17 protein-coding genes are annotated in these 20,921 nt (G+C 63.2%); 8 read left to right on the forward strand and 9 right to left on the reverse strand.

Translation table 11 applies throughout. The features are described from left to right. Positions 1-68: 68 nt before the first annotated feature. The 4 genes from HW554_RS11125 to pxpB all read right to left on the reverse strand — a co-directional run bounded on the left by HW554_RS11125 (position 69) and on the right by pxpB (position 3,965). Positions 69-1,250: an NRAMP family divalent metal transporter gene (locus HW554_RS11125; RefSeq protein ID WP_176908662.1), complete on the reverse strand. Its 1,182-nt coding sequence runs from the start codon at positions 1,248-1,250 to the stop codon at positions 69-71. Beyond that, the gene (locus HW554_RS11130) at positions 1,247-2,026 is read right to left on the reverse strand and encodes a LamB/YcsF family protein (RefSeq protein WP_176908663.1); all 780 of its coding nucleotides are present in this window, start codon (positions 2,024-2,026) and stop codon (positions 1,247-1,249) included. The genes HW554_RS11125 and HW554_RS11130 overlap by 4 nt, the downstream gene beginning before the upstream one ends. A 194-nt stretch (positions 2,027-2,220) precedes the next feature. Further along, positions 2,221-3,231 carry a 5-oxoprolinase subunit C family protein gene (locus HW554_RS11135; RefSeq protein WP_176908664.1) on the reverse strand — a complete coding sequence of 337 codons (1,011 nt, stop codon included), beginning with the start codon at positions 3,229-3,231 and terminating at the stop codon, positions 2,221-2,223. Continuing rightward, the gene (gene pxpB, locus HW554_RS11140; protein WP_176908665.1) at positions 3,228-3,965 is read right to left on the reverse strand and encodes a 5-oxoprolinase subunit PxpB; all 738 of its coding nucleotides are present in this window, start codon (positions 3,963-3,965) and stop codon (positions 3,228-3,230) included. The genes HW554_RS11135 and pxpB overlap by 4 nt, the downstream gene beginning before the upstream one ends. 100 nt (positions 3,966-4,065) lie before the next feature. Between pxpB and HW554_RS11145 the strand changes: the two genes are divergently transcribed. Then, positions 4,066-6,702, forward strand: a complete 2,637-nt coding sequence (locus HW554_RS11145) for a M1 family metallopeptidase (RefSeq protein ID WP_176908666.1) — start codon at positions 4,066-4,068, stop codon at positions 6,700-6,702. Positions 6,703-6,871: 169 nt separating this feature from the next. On the opposite strand, the gene HW554_RS11150 is transcribed toward HW554_RS11145, so the two are convergent. Together HW554_RS11150 and HW554_RS11155 are read right to left on the reverse strand one after the other, a co-directional pair. Continuing rightward, positions 6,872-7,453 carry a hypothetical protein gene (locus HW554_RS11150; protein ID WP_176908667.1) on the reverse strand — a complete coding sequence of 194 codons (582 nt, stop codon included), beginning with the start codon at positions 7,451-7,453 and terminating at the stop codon, positions 6,872-6,874. Positions 7,454-7,580: 127 nt separating this feature from the next. Next, on the reverse strand, positions 7,581-8,684 hold the full coding sequence (locus tag HW554_RS11155) for an Mrp/NBP35 family ATP-binding protein (protein ID WP_176908668.1): 1,104 nt from the start codon (positions 8,682-8,684) through the stop codon (positions 7,581-7,583). Between the two features lie 103 nt (positions 8,685-8,787). Between HW554_RS11155 and dnaG the strand changes: the two genes are divergently transcribed. From dnaG to HW554_RS11190, 7 genes are all read left to right on the forward strand, one after another. Further along, positions 8,788-10,851: a DNA primase gene (dnaG, locus tag HW554_RS11160; RefSeq protein ID WP_176908669.1), complete on the forward strand. Its 2,064-nt coding sequence runs from the start codon at positions 8,788-8,790 to the stop codon at positions 10,849-10,851. 159 nt (positions 10,852-11,010) lie between these two features. Continuing rightward, positions 11,011-12,096, forward strand: coding sequence for a potassium channel family protein (locus HW554_RS11165; RefSeq protein WP_176908670.1), 1,086 nt, complete (start codon positions 11,011-11,013; stop codon positions 12,094-12,096). Between the two features lie 104 nt (positions 12,097-12,200). Beyond that, positions 12,201-13,424, forward strand: coding sequence for a glycosyltransferase family 4 protein (locus tag HW554_RS20970; protein WP_176908671.1), 1,224 nt, complete (start codon positions 12,201-12,203; stop codon positions 13,422-13,424). After that, positions 13,408-14,613: a glycosyltransferase gene (locus HW554_RS11175; RefSeq protein ID WP_176908672.1), complete on the forward strand. Its 1,206-nt coding sequence runs from the start codon at positions 13,408-13,410 to the stop codon at positions 14,611-14,613. Before HW554_RS20970 ends, HW554_RS11175 begins: the two co-directional genes overlap by 17 nt. 173 nt (positions 14,614-14,786) lie before the next feature. Continuing rightward, the gene (gene proC / locus HW554_RS11180) at positions 14,787-15,590 is read left to right on the forward strand and encodes a pyrroline-5-carboxylate reductase (protein ID WP_176908717.1); all 804 of its coding nucleotides are present in this window, start codon (positions 14,787-14,789) and stop codon (positions 15,588-15,590) included. 139 nt (positions 15,591-15,729) lie between these two features. Continuing rightward, entirely contained in the window at positions 15,730-16,980 is a 1,251-nt protein-coding gene (locus HW554_RS11185; RefSeq protein WP_176908673.1) for a bifunctional 3,4-dihydroxy-2-butanone-4-phosphate synthase/GTP cyclohydrolase II, read from the forward strand. Positions 16,981-17,098: 118 nt separating this feature from the next. Beyond that, entirely contained in the window at positions 17,099-17,884 is a 786-nt protein-coding gene (locus tag HW554_RS11190) for a hypothetical protein (protein WP_176908674.1), read from the forward strand. A gap of 203 nt (positions 17,885-18,087) precedes the next feature. Here HW554_RS11190 and HW554_RS11195 read toward each other — a convergent pair whose 3' ends face one another. The 3 genes from HW554_RS11195 to HW554_RS11205 all read right to left on the reverse strand — a co-directional run bounded on the left by HW554_RS11195 (position 18,088) and on the right by HW554_RS11205 (position 20,775). Next, positions 18,088-19,824 (reverse strand): M14 family metallopeptidase, encoded by a 1,737-nt coding sequence (locus HW554_RS11195; protein ID WP_176908675.1) that lies wholly within the window; start codon positions 19,822-19,824, stop codon positions 18,088-18,090. A 33-nt stretch (positions 19,825-19,857) separates the two neighbouring features. Beyond that, the gene (locus HW554_RS11200) at positions 19,858-20,271 is read right to left on the reverse strand and encodes a hypothetical protein (protein ID WP_176908676.1); all 414 of its coding nucleotides are present in this window, start codon (positions 20,269-20,271) and stop codon (positions 19,858-19,860) included. Positions 20,272-20,340: 69 nt separating this feature from the next. Then, on the reverse strand, positions 20,341-20,775 hold the full coding sequence (locus tag HW554_RS11205; protein ID WP_176908677.1) for a DoxX family protein: 435 nt from the start codon (positions 20,773-20,775) through the stop codon (positions 20,341-20,343). Between the last annotated feature and the right edge of the window lie 146 nt (positions 20,776-20,921).

The following is a 20,921-nucleotide window of genomic DNA, read 5'->3' on the forward strand; positions in this document are numbered from 1 at the left end:
ATTTTTGATGCACAACGGTGAACGGAGTGTGATAAAAAGAAAGTGGCGCAGCTTGGGCGCAAGTTTGCTCAGCCTGCCAGCGCCTTCAGCAGCACCGAGCCGCTGAGCCAGGTCATCACCAGCACCACCAGCATCCCGAATATGGCCAGCACCAGCGGGTGGCGGTAGCTGCCCACGATGGCCGGACGGTAGGCCGCCACCAGCAATGTGCCCAGGGTGAGGGGCAGAATGAAGCCGTTGAGTGCCCCGGCCCAGAGCAGCACCTGCACCGGCTGGCCAATGGTGAGGAACAGCAGCGTGGAAAGCACAATAAAGCCGATAATCCAGCGGTTCTCGTGGGCCGATACCCGCGGCAGCAGGGCCTTGAGAAAGGAAATGGAGGTGTAGGCCGAGCCGATGATGGATGTGACGGCCGCCGCGAACATCACCACCCCAAACAGCCGGTAGCCTAGCTCCCCGGCCGCCAGCCGGAACACCGAGGCGGGCGGGTTAGCCGCATCAATGGCCAAGCCCTGGCTCACCACGCCCAGCGTAGCCAGAAACAGGAACACCCGCACCAGCGAGGCCACCGAAATGCCCAGTACGGCGCTGCGCGTGACTTCGGGCAGGGCTGCTTCGCCCCGGATACCGGCATCGAGCAGGCGGTGGCCGCCGGAGAAGGTGATGTAGCCGCCCACCGTGCCGCCCACCAGCGTGATGATGGACGTGAGGTCGAGTTGGGTGGGAACCAGGGTGCGGCGGGCGGCTTCGGCCAAAGGCGGATGGGTAGCAAAGGCCACGTAGATGATGGTGAGCACCAGCACCAGGCCCATTACCTGGGCGAAGCGGTCCATGAGCCGGCCGGCTTCCCTCACCAGGAAAACCCCCAGCGCCACCCCGGCCCCCAGCACGGCGCAAACCGTTACGGGCAACCCCGTGAGGGCCGATAAGCCCAGGCCGGCGCCGCCCACGTTGCCCACGTTGAAGGCCAGGCCGCCGAGCACAATCAGCACCGAAATGACGCTGCCCAGGCCCGGCAGCACGCGGTTGGCAATGTCGGGGGCCCGCAGCTCGGCCACGGCAATTACCCGCCACACGTTCAGCTGCACCCCGATATCGAGCAGAATAGACGCCATAATAACGAACCCGAAGCTGGTCCCGAGCCGTTCGGTAAACACGGTGGTCTGGGTCAGGAAGCCCGGACCCACAGCCGAAGTGGCCATCAGAAAGGCGGCCCCCAGCAGCACGTCCCAGTTGCGGGCCGGCTTCATACGTACCGCCCAAAGGGCGTTTGCACCGCCACATCAGCCGCCGCCAGCGCGGCCCAGAGCCGGCGGGCGAAGGCCAGGGCGTGGGGCCCGTCGCCGTGCAAACACACCGTATCGGCCTGAATCACCACGTCCTCGCCCGACTGGGCCCGCACCCTGCCCTCGCGGACCATGCGCAGCACCTGGGCTTCGGCTTCGGCGGGGTCGGTGAGGAGGGCGCCGGGCTGGCGGCGGGGCGTGAGCGTGCCGTCGGGCTGGTAGCTGCGGTCGGCAAATACCTCGTGGGCGGTGCGCAGGCCGAGCTTTTCAGCCGCCTGGGGTAGGGCGCTGCCGGCCAGCCCGTAGAGGCAGGCTTCGGGGGCCACCCGGTACACGGCTTCGGCCAGGGCCTCGGCCAGGGCTGGGTTCCCGGCGGCCATGTTATAAAGCGCGCCGTGGGGCTTTACGTGGTGCAATGTGCCGCCCTCGGCCCGCATAAACGCCAACAGCGCCCCAATCTGGTACACGGTCATGTCGTAGGCTTCCTCGGGCGAAATGGCCATTTCGCGGCGGCCGAAACCCACTAGGTCGGGTAGGCCGGGGTGGGCCCCCAGGGCCACGCCGTGGTGCAGGGCCCGGCGCACGGTGTGCTTCATCACGGCCGGGTCGCCGGCGTGGTAGCCGCAGGCAATGTTGGCCGACGTTATCAAGGGCAGAATGGCTTCATCCTGCCCCAGAAAGTACGCGCCGAAGCTTTCCCCCAGGTCACAGTTGAGGTCAACAGAGTAGGAATGAGTCATGGTCGGCAAGATAGGCGGAAGCGGCCGATGTAGGGGCGGGGCTTGCCCCCGCCCGCCGTTGAACGGTTATCATTGAACAGTGGCGCATGGTGCCATTGATGACGGGCGGCTGGTTTGATTGAACAGCGGCGCTTGGGTTCGTCGAACGGTAGCGTCCGATTCCGTTCAACTGCGGGCGGGGACAAGCCCCGCCCCTACATCGACCTCCGCAGTGCCACGGCTCGTTCCAGCTGGCGCAGCCGGTCTTCCTGGGCCATATACAGTTGCTGGGCTTCATTCAGGCTGATTTCCTGGAACCGCAACGTACCGCCCGGGGGCACTTGGGCCAGGCGGGACCAGTCGGCGGCGGCTACCAGGGCCAGGCGGGGGTAGCCGCCGGTGGTTTGGTGGTCGGCCAGCAGTACGATGGGCTGGCCCCCGGGCGGTACCTGCACCGTGCCGAACGTAACGGCCGATGAGAGCAGCTCGGGTACATCGGCGGAGCGAAGCAGGGTCGGGCCCGCCAGCCGGCTGCCCATACGGTTGGAGGCCGGCGTCACCTGGAATTCCTCGGTCCAGAAAGCCTGCTGACTGGCCGCCGTAAACTGCCCGTACTCCGGTCCGCGTACCGCCCGCAGCACGGGCGTAGCTTCGGGCTGGGGCGTCAGGGCCGGGTCGGCGAACCAGGGTGCTGCTACGCGGGGTAATTCGGGCGAGCGGGCCAGCAGGTGCTGGCGCAGGCTAGTGGCGGCAGGAGCGGGTTCGGCCACGGGCAGCACGTCCTCGGCCCGCAAAGCCCGGCCCGCCAACCCGCCGATGCCGGCCGCCAGGTAGGTGGCGCGGCTACCCAGCACCGTCGGCACCGCCAACCCGCCGGCCACGGCCAGGTAGGCCCGGCAGCCTGCCTGAGGCCGCCCAAAGGTGAGTTCGGTGCCCGCCCGCACGGCTACGGCCCGGTTCAGGGGTAGGGGCCGGCCGTTGAGCATGGCGTCCAGGTCGGCGCCGCAGAGGGCCAGCAGATGGTCAGCCTCGAAGCGCAGGGTGGGGCCGAGCAGGGTGATTTCGAGGGCCGCCGCGCCGGCCGCGTTGCCCACCAGCAGGTTGGCTACGCGCAGGCTTCGGGCATCGACAGGGCCGCCCACGCTCACGCCCGCCCGCCGGTAGCCGGGCCGGCCGGCGTCCTGAATAGTGGTGAGCAGGCCGGGACGCAGGATGTGCAGGCTCATGCGGTGGGCCACTGATGGAACTGCTCCGCCGTGATGGGTACGAATCGCAGCCGCTGCCCCGCCCGCAGCAGGCTGGGGTCGGCCGCTTCGGGCCGGAACAGCCGTTCGGGAGTGCGGCCAATCAACTGCCAGCCGCCTGGCGTGGGCAGGGAGTATATGCCGGTTTGAGCGCCGGCAATACCCACCGCCCCGGCCGGCACTTGGGGCCGGGGGCTGGCCCGTCGGGGCATGGCCAGCTCGGCGGGTAGGCCGCCCAGGTAGGGAAAACCGGGCGCGAAACCGATGAAATGCACCCGGTACTCTGCCCCGGCGTGGCGGGCCACCACCTCCGCCGGGCTCAGCCCGCAGTGCTGGGCCACCGCCTCTAAATCAGGCCCGAACTCACCCCCGTAGCAGACCGGAATTTCTATCACCGGCCCGGTTTCCGCGGCGGCCGCGGCAGTAGGCAGTTGGGCCAGCCGTTCCCGTAAGGTGGCGGCTACGACTTCATATGGCGACCCGGCCCCGGCCGAGCGCACCTGCCAGGGGTCGTAGAAAACGGTGAGCGTGGTAAAGGCGGGTACCAATTCCTGCAAACCTTCAAAAGGGTGGGCCAGCAGGTAATCGGCCACGGCCTGAATGGTGGCGTTGGTGGCCTCGCTGATAACGGCGCCGAACTCCAGCACCACGGCCGCCTCGCCGAGTGGATAGATGCGGGGGGACAGGGCGGCGGGTAGGAGGGAAGACTGGGGCATGGATGGGCAAGATAGGGCTGTGGCATGAACTTTAGTCTGGGCCACAGCGGCTAAACGGCCGTATCTTGAGCCACTTCGTCCTGCTGATTTTTTCCTCCGCATGAGTTTCCTGACCCGCCCGCGCGCCGCTTATCCACTGCTTTCACTGCCGCTGCTTCTGGCCGCCTGCGCCCGCGTGCCGCTGGTGCCGGTGGCTACGCCCGCTGCGGCCGTCGCCGCCCCAGCAGTGGCTGTGGTACCGGGCGTGAGCCGGGAGCTGGCCGAGGACCGGGCCCGCCGGGTGTCGCGCCTGGGCTACGAGTTGAGCCTGAACGTGCCCGCCGACAAGGCGGCGCCTATTGAGGCCCATGAAACCGTCCGCTTCCGCCTCGCCGACGTCGGCCAGCCGCTGCAACTCGACTTCAAGGCCCCGACTGCCAACCTACGCCGGCTGCGCGTAAACGGCCAGCCGGTGCCTATCGACCACCACGACGAGCACTTGGTGCTACCCACCGCCGCCCTCAAAACCGGCCTCAACGAGGTGCAGATAGACTTTACAGCCGGCAACCAGAGCCTCAACCGCAACGCCGACTACCTCTACACCCTGCTCGTGCCCGACCGCGCCCGCACGGTATTTCCGGTCTTCGATCAGCCCAACCTGAAGGCCGCCTTCACGCTCACGCTGGATGTGCCCAGCGGTTGGGAGGCTATGGCCAACGCGCCGCTTAGGTCAAGCGAAAATAATTTAGGTGGCTTATTTCCTCCGTCGACGACCTACTATTTCGCGCCTTCCGATACTATCAGCACCTACCTGTTCTCGTTTGCGGCGGGCCGGTTCTCGCGCCTCGAACGAACTGTGGCGGGGCGGCCCATGCAGCTGCTGCACCGCGAAACCGACAAGAGCAAACTGGCCCTGAGCCTGGACCCCATCTTCCAGATTCATGCCGACGCGCTCCGGTTTATGGAGAGCTATACCGGTATCCCGTACCCGTTTCAGAAGTTCGATTTCGTAGCCCTGCCCGATTTCCAGTACGGCGGCATGGAGCATGTCGGGGCCATCGACTACAAAGCCAGCTCGCTGTTTCTGGATGAGGGCGCGACCCAGGACCAAAAAAATGCCCGTTCCAACCTGATTTCCCACGAAACGGCCCACATGTGGTTCGGTGACCTGGTAACCATGCAGTGGTTCAACGACGTGTGGATGAAGGAGGTGTTCGCCAATTTCATGGCTGATAAAATTACCCAGGTCGCGCTTCCGGAGTCGAACTACGACCTCAAGTTCGTCATCGACCACTACCCGGCCGCTTACGGCGTCGACCGCACCAGCGGGGCCAACCCCATCCGCCAGAATCTAGAAAACCTGAGCGACGCGGGCTCGCTCTACGGGGGCATCATCTACCACAAAGCGCCCATTATGATGCGCCAGCTGGAGCGGCTGATGGGGGAGGAGCCCTTCCGCGACGGGCTGCGCGCCTACCTGAAGCAGTACGCCCACGGCAACGCCACCTGGCCCGACCTCATCCGCATACTGGACGAACGTACGCCGGCTGATTTGCAGGCCTGGAACCAGGTTTGGGTGAACCAGCCCGGCCGCCCGGTGTTCGACTACGACCTAAAAACCAGCGCCGGAAAAATTACCCGACTCACCCTAACCCAGCAAGCCGAAGACGGCTCCGAACGCATCTGGCCCCAGCTATTCGAGGTGCTGCTGGTGTACCCTAACGGCCGCACCCGCGAGCTGACTGTGAACCAGAACGCCCGCGAAGTGGCGGTACCCGCTGCCGTGGGCGAGCCGGCCCCCGCGTTTATCCTCTTCAATTCCACGGGCCTGGGCTACGGCGTGTTTCCCATTGATAAGCCGCTGCCGGTCGGTCTGGCCACGCTCACCAACCCGGTGGCGCGGGCGGCGGCCTACGTGAACCTCTACGAGAACATGCTCAACGGCCGCGCCCTCACGCCCGCCGAACTGCTGGCCGTGGTGCGCCGCCAGCTGCCGCTGGAAACCGAGGAGCTGAACCTCAAGCTGCTCACGGGCCAGCTCACCGACGTGTACTGGAAGCTGCTGCCGCCCGCCCGCCGTGCCACCCTGGCCCCCGCGCTGGAAGCCGAATTATGGCGGGCAATGGAGCAAAATTCCGCGCCCAATGCCAAAAAGCTGCTGTTCAAGGCCTACCAGAGCATAGCCCTGAGCCGGGCGGCCCAAACGCGCCTCTACCGCATCTGGGACACCCAACAGGCCCCGGCGGGCGTGAAGCTGACCGAGGATGACTACACGAGCCTGGCCCTGGCGCTGGCTGTGCGCGACTATCCGGCTCCCGCGCTCATTCTGGCCCGCCAGCTCACCCGAATTCCTAACCCCGACCGCCGCAAGCGCATGGAGTTCCTGCTGCCCGCCCTCTCGCCCGACCCGGCCACCCGCGACGCCTTCTTTGCCTCGTTGGCTGATGAAAAGAACCGCGAAAAAGAAGCCTGGGTGACGGCCGCCCTGGCCTACCTGCACCACCCGCTACGGGCCGCCACCTCCGAAAAATACCTGCCCCAGAGCTTAGCCCTGCTCGAAGAAATCCAGCAGACCGGCGACATTTTCTTCCCCTATTCCTGGCTCCAATCCACGCTCGGCAGCTACCAGACGCCCACCGCCGCCCGCACCGTTCGTGAGTTCCTCAGGGCCCACCCCAGCTACAACCCCCAGCTCCGCGCCAAGCTGCTGCAGGCGGCTGACGATGTGTTTCGGGCTGAGAAGCTAGTGCAGGAGTAGGTTTGAGGGCAAAAAAGAACGTCATGCTGAGCGCAGCCGAAGCATCTCTACCGCCGAAACACACCCTGGCATCAGGATTACTTTGGCGGTAGAGATGCTTCGACTCCGCCTCCGGCTCCGCTCAGCATGACGTTTCTTCTTCCGGCAGCCGTTTACCAGCGACCGACAACTACGTCCGCCGGGCCGGCCGGGCGCTTAGCTGGCCGCGCAGCTTGAGTACGTAGGCCAAAAGCCCGGCGGCGAGCAGGGCCAGGGTGGCGGCCAGTACTTCGCGGCTGGTGCGGGCGCCGGTGGCAGCATCGGCGGTGGCCTGCAGGTCGCGCATTTTTTTGGCCTGCTGCCGCTCGCGCTCCTGTAGGTTCTGCACCTGGTTTTCGAGGTCGTAGAAGCGCTGCTGGGTGCTGCTGCGGTCGGTTTGGGCCACGGTTACCTGCTGCTTCACCTGCTGGTTTTCGGCCACTACGGCGGCGGTGCTGCGCAGGGTGGCTGCCTGCACCGCCTGAATCAGCTCGGTATCTTTGCGGATGATGCCCTTAAGCGCGTCCACGACTTCCTGCAGGTCTTTTTTGCTGGGTTTGTTGGCCAGAAAGGCATTGCGCTGGCCGTTGGCGGCCTCGTATTGGCTTACCAGCTGCTGGCGCTCGGCAATCAGGCGCGGAACGGCAGGGTCGGCGGGGTCGGTGGGGGCAGGCGTTTGGGCGAGGGCAGCGGTGCAGGACAGAGCAAGCAGAGCAGGCAGCAGGATTTTCATAAGCGCAAAGATTGGCCTTCTACTGGATTTTCTGCCTCGAAGGCCAAAGAAAAGGCCGCGGGGATAGTGCTATTCAACGAACAGCACTATCCCCGCGGCGCAACCTTTATCTGGTTTGCAAAGATGACTAGCGGTTCATCTCCACAATGTTCGTTTTAGGCGCCACGGCATTGCGGATGCTTACCTGCCGGGCCACTTCCTCGGCCAGCTGTCCGAATACGGCGGCGGCCGGCGAATCTTTCTGCAGCATAACGGGCGTGCCTTGGTCGCCGTTTTCGCGGATGCTCTGCACCAGCGGAATCTGACCCAGCAGCGGCAGCTCATGCTTGTCGGCCAGGCTCTGGCCACCACCCTGGCCAAACAGGAAGTACTTGTTGTCGGGCAGCTCGGCGGGCGTAAACCAGGCCATGTTCTCGATTACGCCGAGGATGGGCACGTTGATTTGCGGCAGCCGGAACATCTGGAGGCCCTTTTCGGCATCGGCCAGCGCCACCTTCTGGGGCGTGGTCACGATAACGGCACCGGTTACGGGCACGGTCTGCACCATGGTCAGGTGAATGTCGGACGTTCCGGGGGGCATGTCGAGCAGCAGGTAGTCCAGCTCGCCCCAATCGACCTCCGTGATGAACTGTTTGAGGGCCGACGAGGCCATCGGGCCGCGCCACACAATGGCCGACTCGGCGGGAGCCAGGAAGCCAATGCTCATCAGCTTCACGCCGTAGGCCTCGATGGGCTGGATGCGGTTCTTGCCGTCTTCGCCCTGAAACACGTGCGGCCGGGCGGCTTCCTGCCCGAACATAAGCGGCATGCTGGGGCCCGAAATATCGGCGTCGATGAGGCCCACACGGGCACCCGACTGGGCCAGCGCAATGGCCAGGTTGGCCGTTACGGTGCTTTTGCCCACGCCGCCCTTGCCCGAAGCCACGGCAATAATATTCTTCACGCCGGGCAGAATGTCGCGGTTCTGGCGCATAGTCGTCACCCGGGAGGTCATCACGATAACCACCTCCGCGTCCTTGTCGACCATGGTATGGATGGCCCGTTCGCAGGCGTCGTGGATGAGCTGCTTGAGCGGGCAGGCGGGCGTGGTGAGCACAACGGTGAACGAGACGGTGCGACCATCGATGGCCACGTCCTCAATCATGTTGAGCGTAACGAGGTCCTGGCCTAAATCGGGCTCCTCGACGTAGCTGAGGGCTTTCAGGACGGCTTCTTTGGTGATAGTGGCCATAGGGTTGTTGCGGGTAAGTAACGAAGCGCAAAGATAACCCGGAAACCGGGGTGGCGGTTGCGGCCCGCCGGGTTCGGTGCGGGCATCACTACCTTTGCCCGCTATGGCCCGCATCCCCAAAGAAACCGTCGACCAGATTATCCACCACGCCGATATTGTGGAGGTGGTGGGCGACTTCGTGAGCCTCAAGAAAAAGGGCCAGAATATGTGGGCCTGCTGCCCGTTTCACCACGAGAAGTCGCCCAGTTTTTCGGTGGCGCCGGCCAAGGGGCTCTACAAGTGCTTTGGTTGTGGTAAGGCGGGCGGGGTGGTGCAGTTCATCATGGACATTGAGGGCACCAGCTACGTGGAGGCCCTGAAGTACCTGGCCAAAAAGTACGGCATCGACGTTCAGGAGGAAGAAAAAACCCCCGAGCAGCAGCTGGCCCAGAACGAGAAGGACTCCCAGTTTATCGTGTCCAACTGGGCCAAGGACCACTACCACCACCTGCTGGAGCACGACGACGAGGGGCAGAGCGTGGGCTGGAGCTACCTGCGCCAGCGCGGCCTCAACCAGACCACCATTGCCACCTTTGAGCTCGGCTACTCGCTCGACCAGTGGGACAACCTGCTTAAATCGGCTACGGCCGCGGGCTACGAGCAGAAATACCTGGAGAAAACCGGCCTTGTCGTCGTCAAGGAAGACGATAATGGCCAGGATACCGGCCGGCGCTACGACCGGTTCCGGGGGCGCGTGATGTTCCCGATTCACAACGTATCGGGCCGCGTGATTGGCTTTGGGGCGCGCACACTCAAGCCCCACGACAAAACGGCCAAGTACCTCAACTCGCCCGAATCGGAGATTTACCATAAATCCGACGTGCTGTACGGGCTCTACCAGGCCCGGCAGCCTATCCGTAGCGAGGAGCAGTGCTACCTGGTAGAAGGCTACCTCGATGTGCTGAGCCTGCACCAGGGCGGCGTGAAGAACGTGGTGTCGACTTCCGGTACCTCGCTCACCGATGGGCAGATCCGGCTCGTGAAGCGCTATACCGACAATGTAACCGTGCTCTACGACGGCGACGCGGCGGGCATCCGGGCTTCGCTGCGGGGCATCGATATGCTGCTCGAAGGCGGCCTGAACGTACGCGTGGTGCTGTTTCCAGACGGCGACGACCCCGACAGCTATATCCGTAAAGTTGGCGACCAGCGTTTCAAGGACTACCTCGAAACGGCCAGCCAGGACTTTATCCAGTTTAAAACCGAGCTGGTGAGCCGCGAAGCCGCCCACGACCCGGTGAAGAAAGCCGAGGCCATCCGCGAAGTGCTCCAGAGCATCGCCAAAGTGCCCGACCCGATCAAGCGGCAGGTGTTTCTGCAGCAGACCTCGCAAACCTTCGGGATTGATGAGCAGGTAATCATCAGCGAGTACAACAAGCTGGCCCGCCAGCCCGCCGGCAAACCCGGCACCGGCGGCGGCAACACCAGCAGCGGCGGTGGGAGCGGGGCCGGCTTCCAGCCCGAAACCCGAAACCAGCCGCCTCGCGCCAGCCGCCAGCTCAGCCCCGAAGAAGAGGCCGAGGCCCTCATGTACGGCGCCTCGCCCGAGGATTTGGCGGGCGGCGGCGCAGGCGCGGCCACCGACGACATGGAGCCGGTGCCCGACATCCTGGAGCGCTGCGAGCGGGAGGTAGTGCGGCTGCTGCTGCTGTACTCGGCCCAGCCGCTGGCCCCCGAAGTCAGCGTGGCCCAATACCTGCTGGAACAGCTCGACGATACGACATTCAAGACCGGTATTTACGCCGATATGCTGCACCTGTGCCGCGAGGAGCTCAACCAGGGCCGCTGGCCCGAGGTGCGTACGCTCATCCAGCACGGCCGCGCCGATATCCGGAGCGCGGTGGCCGAGCTGGCCACCGAGAAGTACGAGCTGAGCCCCAACTGGACCACCCACCAGATTCATGTGCCCCGCGAGCTGGATGTACTCCAGCCGGCCTGCGACAACGCCATTCTGCGCCTCAACAAAGTAAATGTGGAGCGCGAGCTGGCCGTGCGCCTCGAAGCCCTGCGCAACCCCACCGACGAGGCCGAAATGATGGAAAACCTGCAAACCATTCATCTGCTCAAGCAAATGGATAACCAGCTGGCCAACCTGCTGGGCACGGTTATTCCGCGCCTGAACGGGTAGCGCTACCGCCTTGTCATTGCGCCCGCGCTTGGCGTTCTTGCGGCTCCGCTATTGACTCCCGCGAAAAATGGGCTATTTCAGCCGCGAGCACAACTCAGTTTAGCACAAATGCCCGCAGCTACCAGCTACCAGCGCAAAGAAAGCAGCTCAAACGTACCAATGCCCCCTCTCATTCAGCCCCCACGTCCCGGCTTGTCGAATTACGTGCGCGACGTCTGGCGACGCTTCAAGCTGGGGCGCTTTGTGGGCGCGCTGGTGCTTACCGGAAGCGCTCTGGCCGCGGGCATTACCGGCTTCATGTGGATTGAGAAATACTCGTTTCTTGATGCGCTTTACATGACCATGATTACCGTTTCGACGGTGGGCTACTCGGAGGTGCACCCGCTCTCGGCGGCGGGCCGCCTGTTCGTGTCGGTGTATATTTTCTTCAACCTGCTGATATTAGCCTACCTGCTGTCGGTGCTAAGCACTTACATCTTCGACGGGGGCTTACGCATTATGTTTGCCATGCTCAGAAACGACCAGGAAATCAGGGGGTACTCCGGCCACGTAATCGTGTGCGGTTTTGGCCGCAACGGCCGCAAAGCCTACCTGGAGTTGCGCGCCAGCGGGGCACAGGTGGTGGTAGTTGAACTCGACGAAGCCGTGCTCCAGGAAGACGTGGCCGACGAGGCGGCCCAGGACAAAAATATTTCGGTGGTGCGCGGCGACGCCACGCTCGACGACACATTGCGGGCCGCCGGCGTCGAGCGGGCCCGGGCCCTGATTACGACCCTGCCCAAGGATGCCGACAACGTATTCGTGTCGCTTACGGCCCGCGAACTGGCTCCCAACATCACGATTGTCGCCCGCGCCAGCCTCAAAAGCTCCGAAACCAAGCTTATCCGGGCCGGGGCCGATTCGGTGGTGATGCCTGACGAAATCGGGGGTTCGCACATGGCCAACCTCATCATGCGCCCCGAGGTCATCCGGTTCCTGGATATGATTTCGGGCATGGGTCCGCACCGGCTGCGGCTGGAAGAAATGCGCACCGAGGAGCTGCGCCCCGAGCTGCAGGGCCGCAGCATCCGGGAGCTCGACGTCCGCTCCCGCACCGGCACCACCGTTATCGGCCTGCGCCACCAAACCGGCGAGTTCACCATCAGCCCGCCCGCCGACATCGTGCCTGGCCCCGGCGACGTGTTCCTGTTTCTGGGCACCGAGGAGCAGATAACGAGGCTGCTGGATTCGTTTCGGGGGGCGTAGTTGCCAGATGCCCCAAGGCTTTAGCTCTGGGAAGCCTGGGGCATCTGGGGCCACGGGTGCTTCTTTCGTAGCTTTACGCGGCCGCATCAGCCCGCCTTTCCCTCGTGCATATCCTCCAAATCTGCCCGCGCGTACCGTTCCCGCCTACCGATGGCGGGGCCATTGCCATGTACGACGTAGCCGCCGGCCTGGCCCGCGCCGGCCACCGCGTAACGGTGCTGGCCCTCAACACGCCCAAGCATCAGCAGCCCGCCACCGTGCTTGCCCACCTGGGCCCCCACGTGCGCCTGCTGACCGTGGATGTGGATACGCGTCTTTCGCCGCGCAAAGCCCTGCAGAACCTGCTTTCCAGCACGCTGCCCTACAACGTGGAGCGGTTCGTGAGCCCGGCCGTGGAGGCGCAGCTGGCCGAATTGCTGCAGCAGGAGCAGTTTGATGTGGTGCAGGTGGAGGGCACGTTTGTGGCTTGGTACGTGGAGGTGCTGAAGCGGCTGGCCCCCACGGTGCCGGTGGTGCTGCGGGCGCACAACGTGGAGCACACCATCTGGCAGATGCTGGCCGACAAAACCCGCAACCCGCTCAAAAAGTGGTATCTGCGCCAGCTGGCCGGCCGGCTGCGGCGTTTCGAGCAGCTGGTACTGCCCCGCTTCGATGCCGTGGCCGCCATTACCGAACCCGACCAGCAGCGCCTGCGCCGGCTGGGCTGCTCCGAGCCGGTAGTATTTGTGCCGGCCGGTGTCGAGCTGAGCCGTTTCCGGCCCGACCCCACCATCCGGCCCCGGCCGCGCACGCTGTGCATGCTGGGCTCGTTTGACTGGCTGCCCAACCAGGAGGGGCTCGACTGGCTGCTGCGCGAGGTGTGGCCCGAGGCGCGGCGGCAGTTTCCGGAGCTGCAGCTGCATATAGGCGGCAAGAACATGCCCGAGAGGTTCCGGCAGCTGCGGCTGCCCGGCGTCACGGTGCATGGCTTCGTCGAGTCGGCCGCGGCGTTTATGGAGCAGTACGAGCTGATGCTGGTACCGCTGCTGAGCGGGGGCGGCATGCGCATCAAAATCATCGAGGGCATGGCTCTGGGTAAGTGCATTCTCAGCACCACGCTCGGGGCCGAAGGCATTCATGTAAAGCCCGGTTTCGATATTATAGTAGCCGATTCGGCCCCGGAGTGGCTGGCGCAGCTGGGCCGCTACTACCGCAACGAGCTGCCGGCCGCCGCCATCGGGCAGGAGGCCGCCCGCACCATTGCCCGCCGCTACGACAACGACCGGGTGATAGAGAGCTTCCTCGATTTATACACCATTCTGCTGCCCGCCCGTGCCGCTTCTACCTGACGTGCTGGCGGCGGCCACGTTCTGGGGCAGCCTGCTGCTGGTGGCCCACACCTACGTGCTGTACCCGCTGCTACTGGCCCGCCTGGCCCGCGGCCGCCGGCAAAACGCTGAGGTGTACGCCCCCGATAGCGCGGAGCTGCCAGCCGTGGACGTGCTGCTGGCCGTGTACAACGAGGAGCAGGTGATTGAGGAGAAAATCCGCTCAACCTTCGCCACCACCTACCCGCTGGATAAGCTCACGTTTTACATCGGCTCCGATAATTCCTCCGACCGCACTAATGCCCTTATCACCCAACTGGCAGCCGGGTACCCGGGCCTGCAGTTCCGGCCGCTGGGGCAGCGCACCGGTAAGCCCGGCGTAATGGAAGTGCTGTCGGAGCAAGCCACCGCGCCGGTGCTGGTGCTCACCGATGCCAACGTGTTTTTCACGCCCGACACGCTGTATGAGCTGGTGAAGCATTTCCGCAACCCGGCCATTGGCCTGGTGGGGGGCCACATCCTCAACCCCGACCACCGCCAGGAAGGCATTTCGGGCCAGGAGAAAGCGTATCTGGAGCGCGAAAACCTGATTAAGTACCAGGAGGGCGTGGTGTGGGGAAGCATGATAGGCGCTTTCGGCGGCTGCTTTGCGGTACGCCGCGCCTGCTACCACCCGGCCCCGCGCGGCTTTATTGTTGATGACTTCTTCATCTCAATGGCCGTGCTGCAGGACGGCTACCAGGCCATCAACGAGCTGGCCGCCGTGTGCCACGAAGACGTGTCGGACCAGCTGCCCGAGGAGTTCCGGCGCAAGGCCCGCATTTCGGCCGGCAACTTCCAGAATCTGGTGGTGTTCCGGCGCCTGCTGTGGCCACCGTGGCGGGGTGTGGGTTTTGCTTACTGGTCGCATAAAGTACTGCGCTGGCTTACGCCGCTGCTGCTGCTGGGTATGCTGCTAAGCTGCGCGCTGCTGGTGGCGCGGGGCGGCGGCTGGCTGTACCAGCTGCTGCTGGCCGGGCAGCTGGGCGCGCTGCTGCTGCCGCTGCTCGATGCCGCCTTGCATCAGGTAGGTATTCATTTGCGGCTGCTACGCTTCATCAGCCATTTTTATTCCATGAACGCGGCCTTGCTGCTGGGCTTCTGGCGCTATTTGCGCGGCATAAAAACCGCCGTTTGGGAGCCTACTGCCCGGTTCCAGGGTAGGCGGTGAGAGGGGGTAGAGATGAGCAGTGAGTACAGAAAGGTGAGAAGGGAATAAAGGAACGTCATTCAGAGCATGCTGCTCCAAGCGCATCATGCTCTGAATGACGTTCCTTTACTCACCTCTCATTTCTCACCTCTCTGTACCTATTTCTCTATACTCACTTTCCCCTCATGAAACCACTGCGTATTGCTATTGTGGGTTGCGGTAACATGGGCCTGGCTTTTGCCCGGTCGTTTCTGCACTACAACCTGGTGGCCCGGCCTGATTTGCTGCTGGTGGCCCGCCACGACGAGCACTGCCAGCGCCTCGCCCTGCAGCACCCCGATCTGCCCGTAGCGGCCCTGAGCGCCGCTGTGGCCGATTATGGCGTGGTGCTAGTGGCCGTAAAACCCCAGGATTTCAGCCAGGTGGCCGCAGGGCTGCGGGCGGTGCTGCAGCCGGGGCAGGTGGTGGTGTCCATTATGGCCGGCATTCCGATTGCGCGGCTGCAGCGCGAGCTAAACCACCAACAGGTGATGCGGGCCATGCCCAATACGCCGGCACTGCTGGGTATGGGTATCACCGGTTTTTCGGCCGCGCCCGAGGTCGAGCGTAGCCGCCTGCACGAAGTAGAGAACCTGCTAAACGCTACCGGCCGCTCCATTTTTCTGGAAGACGAAAGCCTGCTCGATGCCGTAACGGCCGTGAGCGGCAGCGGCCCGGCCTACTTCTACTTTCTGGTGCAGGCCATGATGCAGGCAGGCCAGGAAATGGGCTTTTCCGAGTCGGTGGCCGGGCTGCTCGTCAAACAAACCATGCTCGGCGCCTATCACCTGCTCAACACCTCCGCCCTAAGTCCCGACGAGCTAATTGCCACCGTGGCCTCGAAGGGCGGCACCACCGAAGCCGCGTTGCGCGAGTTCCGGGCTGGTGGCCTGGCCGAAACCCTGATTGCCGGCATGAAAGCCGCCCAGCACCGCGCCACCGAGCTGGCCAGCGAGTGAGGGTGCCACTGCTGCCGGCTGCCAGTTCCGGCTTCGTAACTTTGCCCGGCCGCCGCTGGTTGTACGCCAGCCCCACGGTAGCCCGCTGGGCGCTACCGAATCCGTGAAATCCGAAAAAATCCGCGCTAATCCGTGATCCATGCTTGACTTGATTGAAGACGCTATTGCTGATATCCGCGCCGGTAAGGTGGTAGTGGTGGTTGATGATGAAGACCGCGAAAACGAAGGCGACTTCATCTGTGCCGCCCGCTGCGCTACGCCCGAAGTCATCAACTTTATGGCCACACACGGCCGCGGCCTCGTGTGTGCCTCGCTGCCCGAAACCCGCTGCGAGGAGCTGGGCCTCGATTTGATGGTGGGAAACAACACGGCCCTGCATGCCACAGCCTTTACGGTGAGCGTTGATCTGCTGAAAAACGGCGTGACTACCGGCATTTCCGCTTCCGACCGCTCCAAAACCATTCTGGCTCTCATCGACCCCGAAACCAAGCCCGAGGAGCTGGGCAAGCCGGGCCACATTTTCCCGCTTAAGGCCCGCAAAGAGGGCGTGCTGCGCCGCGCCGGCCACACCGAGGCGGCCGTGGACCTAGCCCGTCTGGCTGGCTTCGAGCCGGCGGGGGTATTGGTGGAAATTCTGAAGGAGGACGGCGAAATGGCCCGCCTGCCCGAACTGCGCGAAATTGCCGACAAGTGGAATCTGAAGCTGATTTCGGTGCAGGACCTCATCAAGTACCGCCTCGAAAAGGAAAGCCTGATTGCCCGCGAAATATCGGTGCGCCTGCCCACCGATTTCGGCGACTTCGACCTGATTGCCTACACCCAGCAGAGTAACAATACCCAGCACCTGGCGCTGGTGAAAGGGGATATTTCGGGCCCCGAGCCAGTGCTGGTGCGCGTGCATAGCTCCTGCGTAACGGGCGATATTTTCGGCTCGTGCCGCTGCGACTGTGGCCCCCAACTGCACCACGCCATGCAACAGATTGAGCGCGAAGGTCGCGGTGTTATCGTGTACATGAACCAGGAGGGCCGCGGTATTGGCCTGCTCAACAAGCTGCGGGCCTACAAGCTGCAGGAGCAGGGCCGCGACACAGTGGAGGCCAACCTGGAGTTGGGTTTCGGCATGGACGAGCGCGACTACGGCGTAGGGGCCCAGATTCTGCGCGATTTGGGCATCAGCAAGATGCGGCTGCTCTCCAACAACCCCCGCAAGCGCACCGGCCTCATCGGCTACGGCCTGGAGGTGGTTGAGTCGGTGGCCATTGAGGTGGAACCCAACGAGCACAACCAGCGCTACCTCACCACCAAGCGCGACAAGCTGGGCCACACCATTCTGCACCAGACCGGCGCCGCTAATCCGGTTGCTGAGGTGCCCGGCGTTACGGGGCAGTAAGCTCCTGTAACCCTTCTTTTTGTTCCGTCCGGCCCGGTCAGCATTTGCTGGCCGGGCCGTTGCGTGTGGGGCGGGGGCAAAGCATGCTAATATGGCCGCAATCAGCTAACTTCCGGATATGAGAAACTTGTTTTATCCGCTACTATTGGCCCTGCTGCTACCCCTGACGTCGCAGGCCCAGCGTGGGGGCGGGCAGGGCTTTACCCAGCAGTTCACCCAGGGCAGCGTGTTGCTCAGCTCGGGCGACAGTATCAGCGGGCCGCTGGCGCTGCACCGGGGCGAGGAAACCCTGACGATGACGTTAGCCGACAACACTGTCCGCACGCTGCCCGCCGTAAATGTGCAGAGCTTCGCAGTGCGCGGCGAGCAATACGACCAAAGCCGCGAACGGCTCTACTACGACGACTTTTACGCCATGCGCCAGGGCTACTACTCGGGCAACCCCGGGTTTGGCGCCACCCCGCCACCCCGCCGCCGCGAACGGGCCGATACCAACCTGCTGCGTGTGTTTCGGGTGTACCGCTGGAACCGCGACAATGACTACAGCGACTTTAAAGCCCCCGGATTTTTCGAGCAGCTCAGCGGTGGCCCCGTTATTCTGCTGCGCCGCGAGGGGCTGGTGGAGCGGCCCATCACGGCCGGTGGCCCCTACAGCTACGGCGGCATGGGCCTAGCCGGCATGACCTTGGGCTACTACACCGAAGTCAAGGATAACTTCTTCCTGGGTTTGCCCGACGGCACCGTGCTGCCACTGCGCACGCCCAAGAAAGACCTGCCCAGCTACTTCCGGGCACAGGCCCGCCAGCTAGCCCAATACGCCAAAACCAACAACCTCAACTACACCGATGCCCGCGACCTGGCTTATCTGGTAAACTATGCTAACTCGCTGGTAGTCAGTGAGTAAATGAATTAATGTGGAAACGCTAGTTAACCTGGAATTCCGCAGAACGGTGTAGAGGCGGGGCTTGCCCCCGCCCGCCGTGTGCACGGGCTTTTCTGGGCGTCCAAACAGCCGTTCAACATGTTGTTGCAACGGCGGGCGGGGACAAGCCCCGCCCCTACACCGTTCTGCAAAACCAGGGTTAACCAGACCTCCCGTATTCATTGTTACAACACCCGTAGCACGGGGTAGCGCAGGTGGCTGGGCTCGTAGTGGTCGGATTGGCGGTAAAGCCAGTCGAGCTGGGCGGGGCCGCTGGCAGCGAAGGCGGGGTCGGCCTGCTTTTTCTGGTTAAGCTGGGCCTGCAGCGCGGGCTGCTGGCGCAGCAGCTGGGCGGCCAGGTCCTCGAACACGTAATCAGAGAAATACTCTTTTTGCTGCAGGATGCTGTCGAAGAAGCCCCAGGCAAAAAACGAGTCGGTGGCTTGGGGCTCCAGCGTTTCGATGAGGTAGCGGGCGGCGGGCTGATTTAAAGAGATGTAGAAGTCGCCGCGCAGCAGCTGGCGGGGCTGGCGCACCGGCCGGACCTGCACTCCGGAGTGCAGGTAGTGGCCCTCGTAGGGCCGGGGGCTGGTTTTGTAGTCCTGGATGTAGTAGGTTTCGCCGTTGATAACGGTGTCCGCCGACAGCTGCCGTAGCTGCACGCCCGACAGGCGCAGGCGCTCGGCTACCTCGCCCCAGGCCTGGGGCAGCACGTAGGCGCGGGGCCGCTGCACCGTGGCCGTGGGCACAAAGGTGTTGTAGTAGGGGATGGATTTGGTGTAAGGCGCCTTCCGGTCGTAGTACAGCCGCGGCTGTCCGCTCACGTCGCTGGGCTTGGTTTTGCCCTCGTAGCCGCGGAACGTGAACCGCTCGGCCTGCGTGGTATCGAGCCGCCAGCCCAGGGCAAACGCCTGCTGCTGCTGGCTGAGGCGGGTGGCCTCGGTGCGGGCCGAAGCCAGCGCGGCTTTCTGCTGCTGCACCGTACCAATCAGCAAGCGCAGAAAATCGTAGGTGGCCCGCACCCGCGGCGTGTAGGCCTTCAGCATGTGGGTTTCCGTTACGAAACCGATGGTATTGAACAGTGCGGTGTAGCCGGTGGAGTAGCGCGGGCTTTCCAGGAAACCCTGCAGGCCCCGAGCATCGGGCGTGCGGCCGTTAAAATCCACGTAGGGGCTCAGATACCACTTTTGCTTATCCATGCCGCCGTAGAGGGCCGGCAGTAGTTGCTGCTGCATATACTGGCTCAGGGCGGGGTGCAGCTTGTCTTTCTGGGTGGCAATGAGCGTGAGCGTGTACTGGTAGTCGGCGCCGTTGGAGGTGTGGGTGTCCACGTACACATCGGGCTGCCAGCGCTGAAACAGGGCCGCAAATGAGCGGGCATTGCGCGAATCCTGCTTGATGTAGTCGCGGTTAAGGTCGAGGTTGCGGGCGTTGCCGCGGAAGCCGTAGCTCTCGGGGCCGTTCTGGTTGGTGCGGGTGCTGGAGTTGCGGTTGAGCGCGCCGCCCACGTTGTAAATCGGGATGATGACCAGCACCACATCATCGAGCTGGCGGCGCAGGGCCTTTTTCTGCACGTAGTCGCGGGCCAGCATCAGGCTGGCATCAATGCCCTCGGGCTCGCCAGGGTGGATGCCGTTCTGGATAAATACAATGCGCCGGCCCTTGGCCCGCAGCGAAGCCGGCTCCATGTCGCCATCGGCCGATACGACCACTACATGCAGCGACCGGCCGCTGTCGGTGGTACCCGCCTCGCGCAGCTGGATTTCGGGATACGCCGCATCGAGCCGCTGGTAGTAGCCGATGCACTCGTCATAGGTGGCGGTGGTATTACCGTTGCCCCGCTCGAAGGGCGTGCGCCAGTCGGTCGGAGCCGGGCTGGTGGGCGTGGTCAGCAGCAAGGAGAGCAGGGAAAGCAGGAGCATGAGGCGAAACTAGCGTATTGGTAAAGTTTGATTCTAGTTCGGCTTATAATAAAATTTAAACTTCTCAAACATTGTTCCTGAGATACCCTTGCCATCAGGGACTAGCGTTATACTTCCCGGCTTTATCTCTGTAATTCTCCCATTTAATTCTCCGTCATCACGTTTTGTATAGACTACCTTCTCTTTTTCGTCATATTCCCACGTCCCAGTTAGTAAAGAGCCATCTTCAATATAAAGCACGTATTTACCATTCTGCTTAAACTCATACTCATCGTGTGGGGCTTGTGAGAGGTCTATCTTACTTCCGTCTGCCGTTCCATAATCTAATTTCCAGCGACGAAAAAACTCTTTTGGCAAACCTGAATTTGATATTTGCTGTGCCTTTTCTTGTGCCACGCAAGAAATAGAAATCAGCAAGTAAGCCAATACAATGAATGCATTTTTCATACTATGTATCCTCATGAAATTTATCCTCAAAAGAGAGTATGTGGTTACAGTTTAGCTGCTCCTTAATCCCTAGTACAGCCGCCGGGGGGCAGGAAACAGCACTTGGTCGAGGCTGAAGCGGCCGGGGCCGGTAAAAGCCAGCCCCAGGAAAAGGAAGGCCGATTCGAGTGCGTGCGAGTAGCCGCTGAAGTCGTCGCCCTTGCTCAGGTGCATAATGGTAGCCATTATCATGGTGCCGAGCAGCAGCGCGCAGGTCCAGCGGAAGAACAGGCCCACCGCTAGCAGCTGCCCACCGATGGCCTCGGCAAAAGCGGCCAGAAAGCCCCAGAAGACGGGGGCAAAATTGAGGCCCACCAGCTTCATCACGCCCCCGATTTCGGCCCACACGGGCGGGCCACCCGTGAGCTTGGGGTAGCCGTGCACCGTGAACATAAAGCCAATACCCACGCGCAGTAGCAGCAGGCCCAAATCGTGCGTGCGGTAACGATTTTCAAACAAAGCCATAAGCAGGTGGCCGGGTGGGCCAAGGCAGAGAGTAGGACAAAAACGGCCCGCCACGATGGTTAGGACGTATATAGGGGTGGCAAAATACATTATTTGTAGCATTGTCCAAGTGGCGGCGCTGCTATTGGGCCGGTGGCTACGGTTCA

It is taken from the genome of Hymenobacter lapidiphilus (genome assembly GCF_013377885.1).
Lineage (GTDB): Bacteria > Bacteroidota > Bacteroidia > Cytophagales > Hymenobacteraceae > Hymenobacter > Hymenobacter lapidiphilus.

Excerpts from the sequence above, each read along its gene's own strand:
- HW554_RS11125 (WP_176908662.1), bottom strand. The coding sequence starts at position 1,250 with ATGAAGCCGGCCCGCAACTGGGACGTGCTGCTGGGGGCCGCCTTTCTG.
- HW554_RS11130 (WP_176908663.1), bottom strand. The coding sequence starts at position 2,026 with ATGACTCATTCCTACTCTGTTGACCTCAACTGTGACCTGGGGGAAAGC.
- HW554_RS11135 (WP_176908664.1), bottom strand. The coding sequence starts at position 3,231 with ATGAGCCTGCACATCCTGCGTCCCGGCCTGCTCACCACTATTCAGGAC.
- pxpB (WP_176908665.1), bottom strand. The coding sequence starts at position 3,965 with ATGCCCCAGTCTTCCCTCCTACCCGCCGCCCTGTCCCCCCGCATCTAT.
- HW554_RS11145 (WP_176908666.1), top strand. The coding sequence starts at position 4,066 with ATGAGTTTCCTGACCCGCCCGCGCGCCGCTTATCCACTGCTTTCACTG.
- HW554_RS11150 (WP_176908667.1), bottom strand. The coding sequence starts at position 7,453 with ATGAAAATCCTGCTGCCTGCTCTGCTTGCTCTGTCCTGCACCGCTGCC.
- HW554_RS11155 (WP_176908668.1), bottom strand. The coding sequence starts at position 8,684 with ATGGCCACTATCACCAAAGAAGCCGTCCTGAAAGCCCTCAGCTACGTC.
- dnaG (WP_176908669.1), top strand. The coding sequence starts at position 8,788 with ATGGCCCGCATCCCCAAAGAAACCGTCGACCAGATTATCCACCACGCC.
- HW554_RS11165 (WP_176908670.1), top strand. The coding sequence starts at position 11,011 with ATGCCCCCTCTCATTCAGCCCCCACGTCCCGGCTTGTCGAATTACGTG.
- HW554_RS11185 (WP_176908673.1), top strand. The coding sequence starts at position 15,730 with ATGCTTGACTTGATTGAAGACGCTATTGCTGATATCCGCGCCGGTAAG.
- HW554_RS11190 (WP_176908674.1), top strand. The coding sequence starts at position 17,099 with ATGAGAAACTTGTTTTATCCGCTACTATTGGCCCTGCTGCTACCCCTG.
- HW554_RS11195 (WP_176908675.1), bottom strand. The coding sequence starts at position 19,824 with ATGCTCCTGCTTTCCCTGCTCTCCTTGCTGCTGACCACGCCCACCAGC.
- HW554_RS11200 (WP_176908676.1), bottom strand. The coding sequence starts at position 20,271 with ATGAAAAATGCATTCATTGTATTGGCTTACTTGCTGATTTCTATTTCT.
- HW554_RS11205 (WP_176908677.1), bottom strand. The coding sequence starts at position 20,775 with ATGGCTTTGTTTGAAAATCGTTACCGCACGCACGATTTGGGCCTGCTG.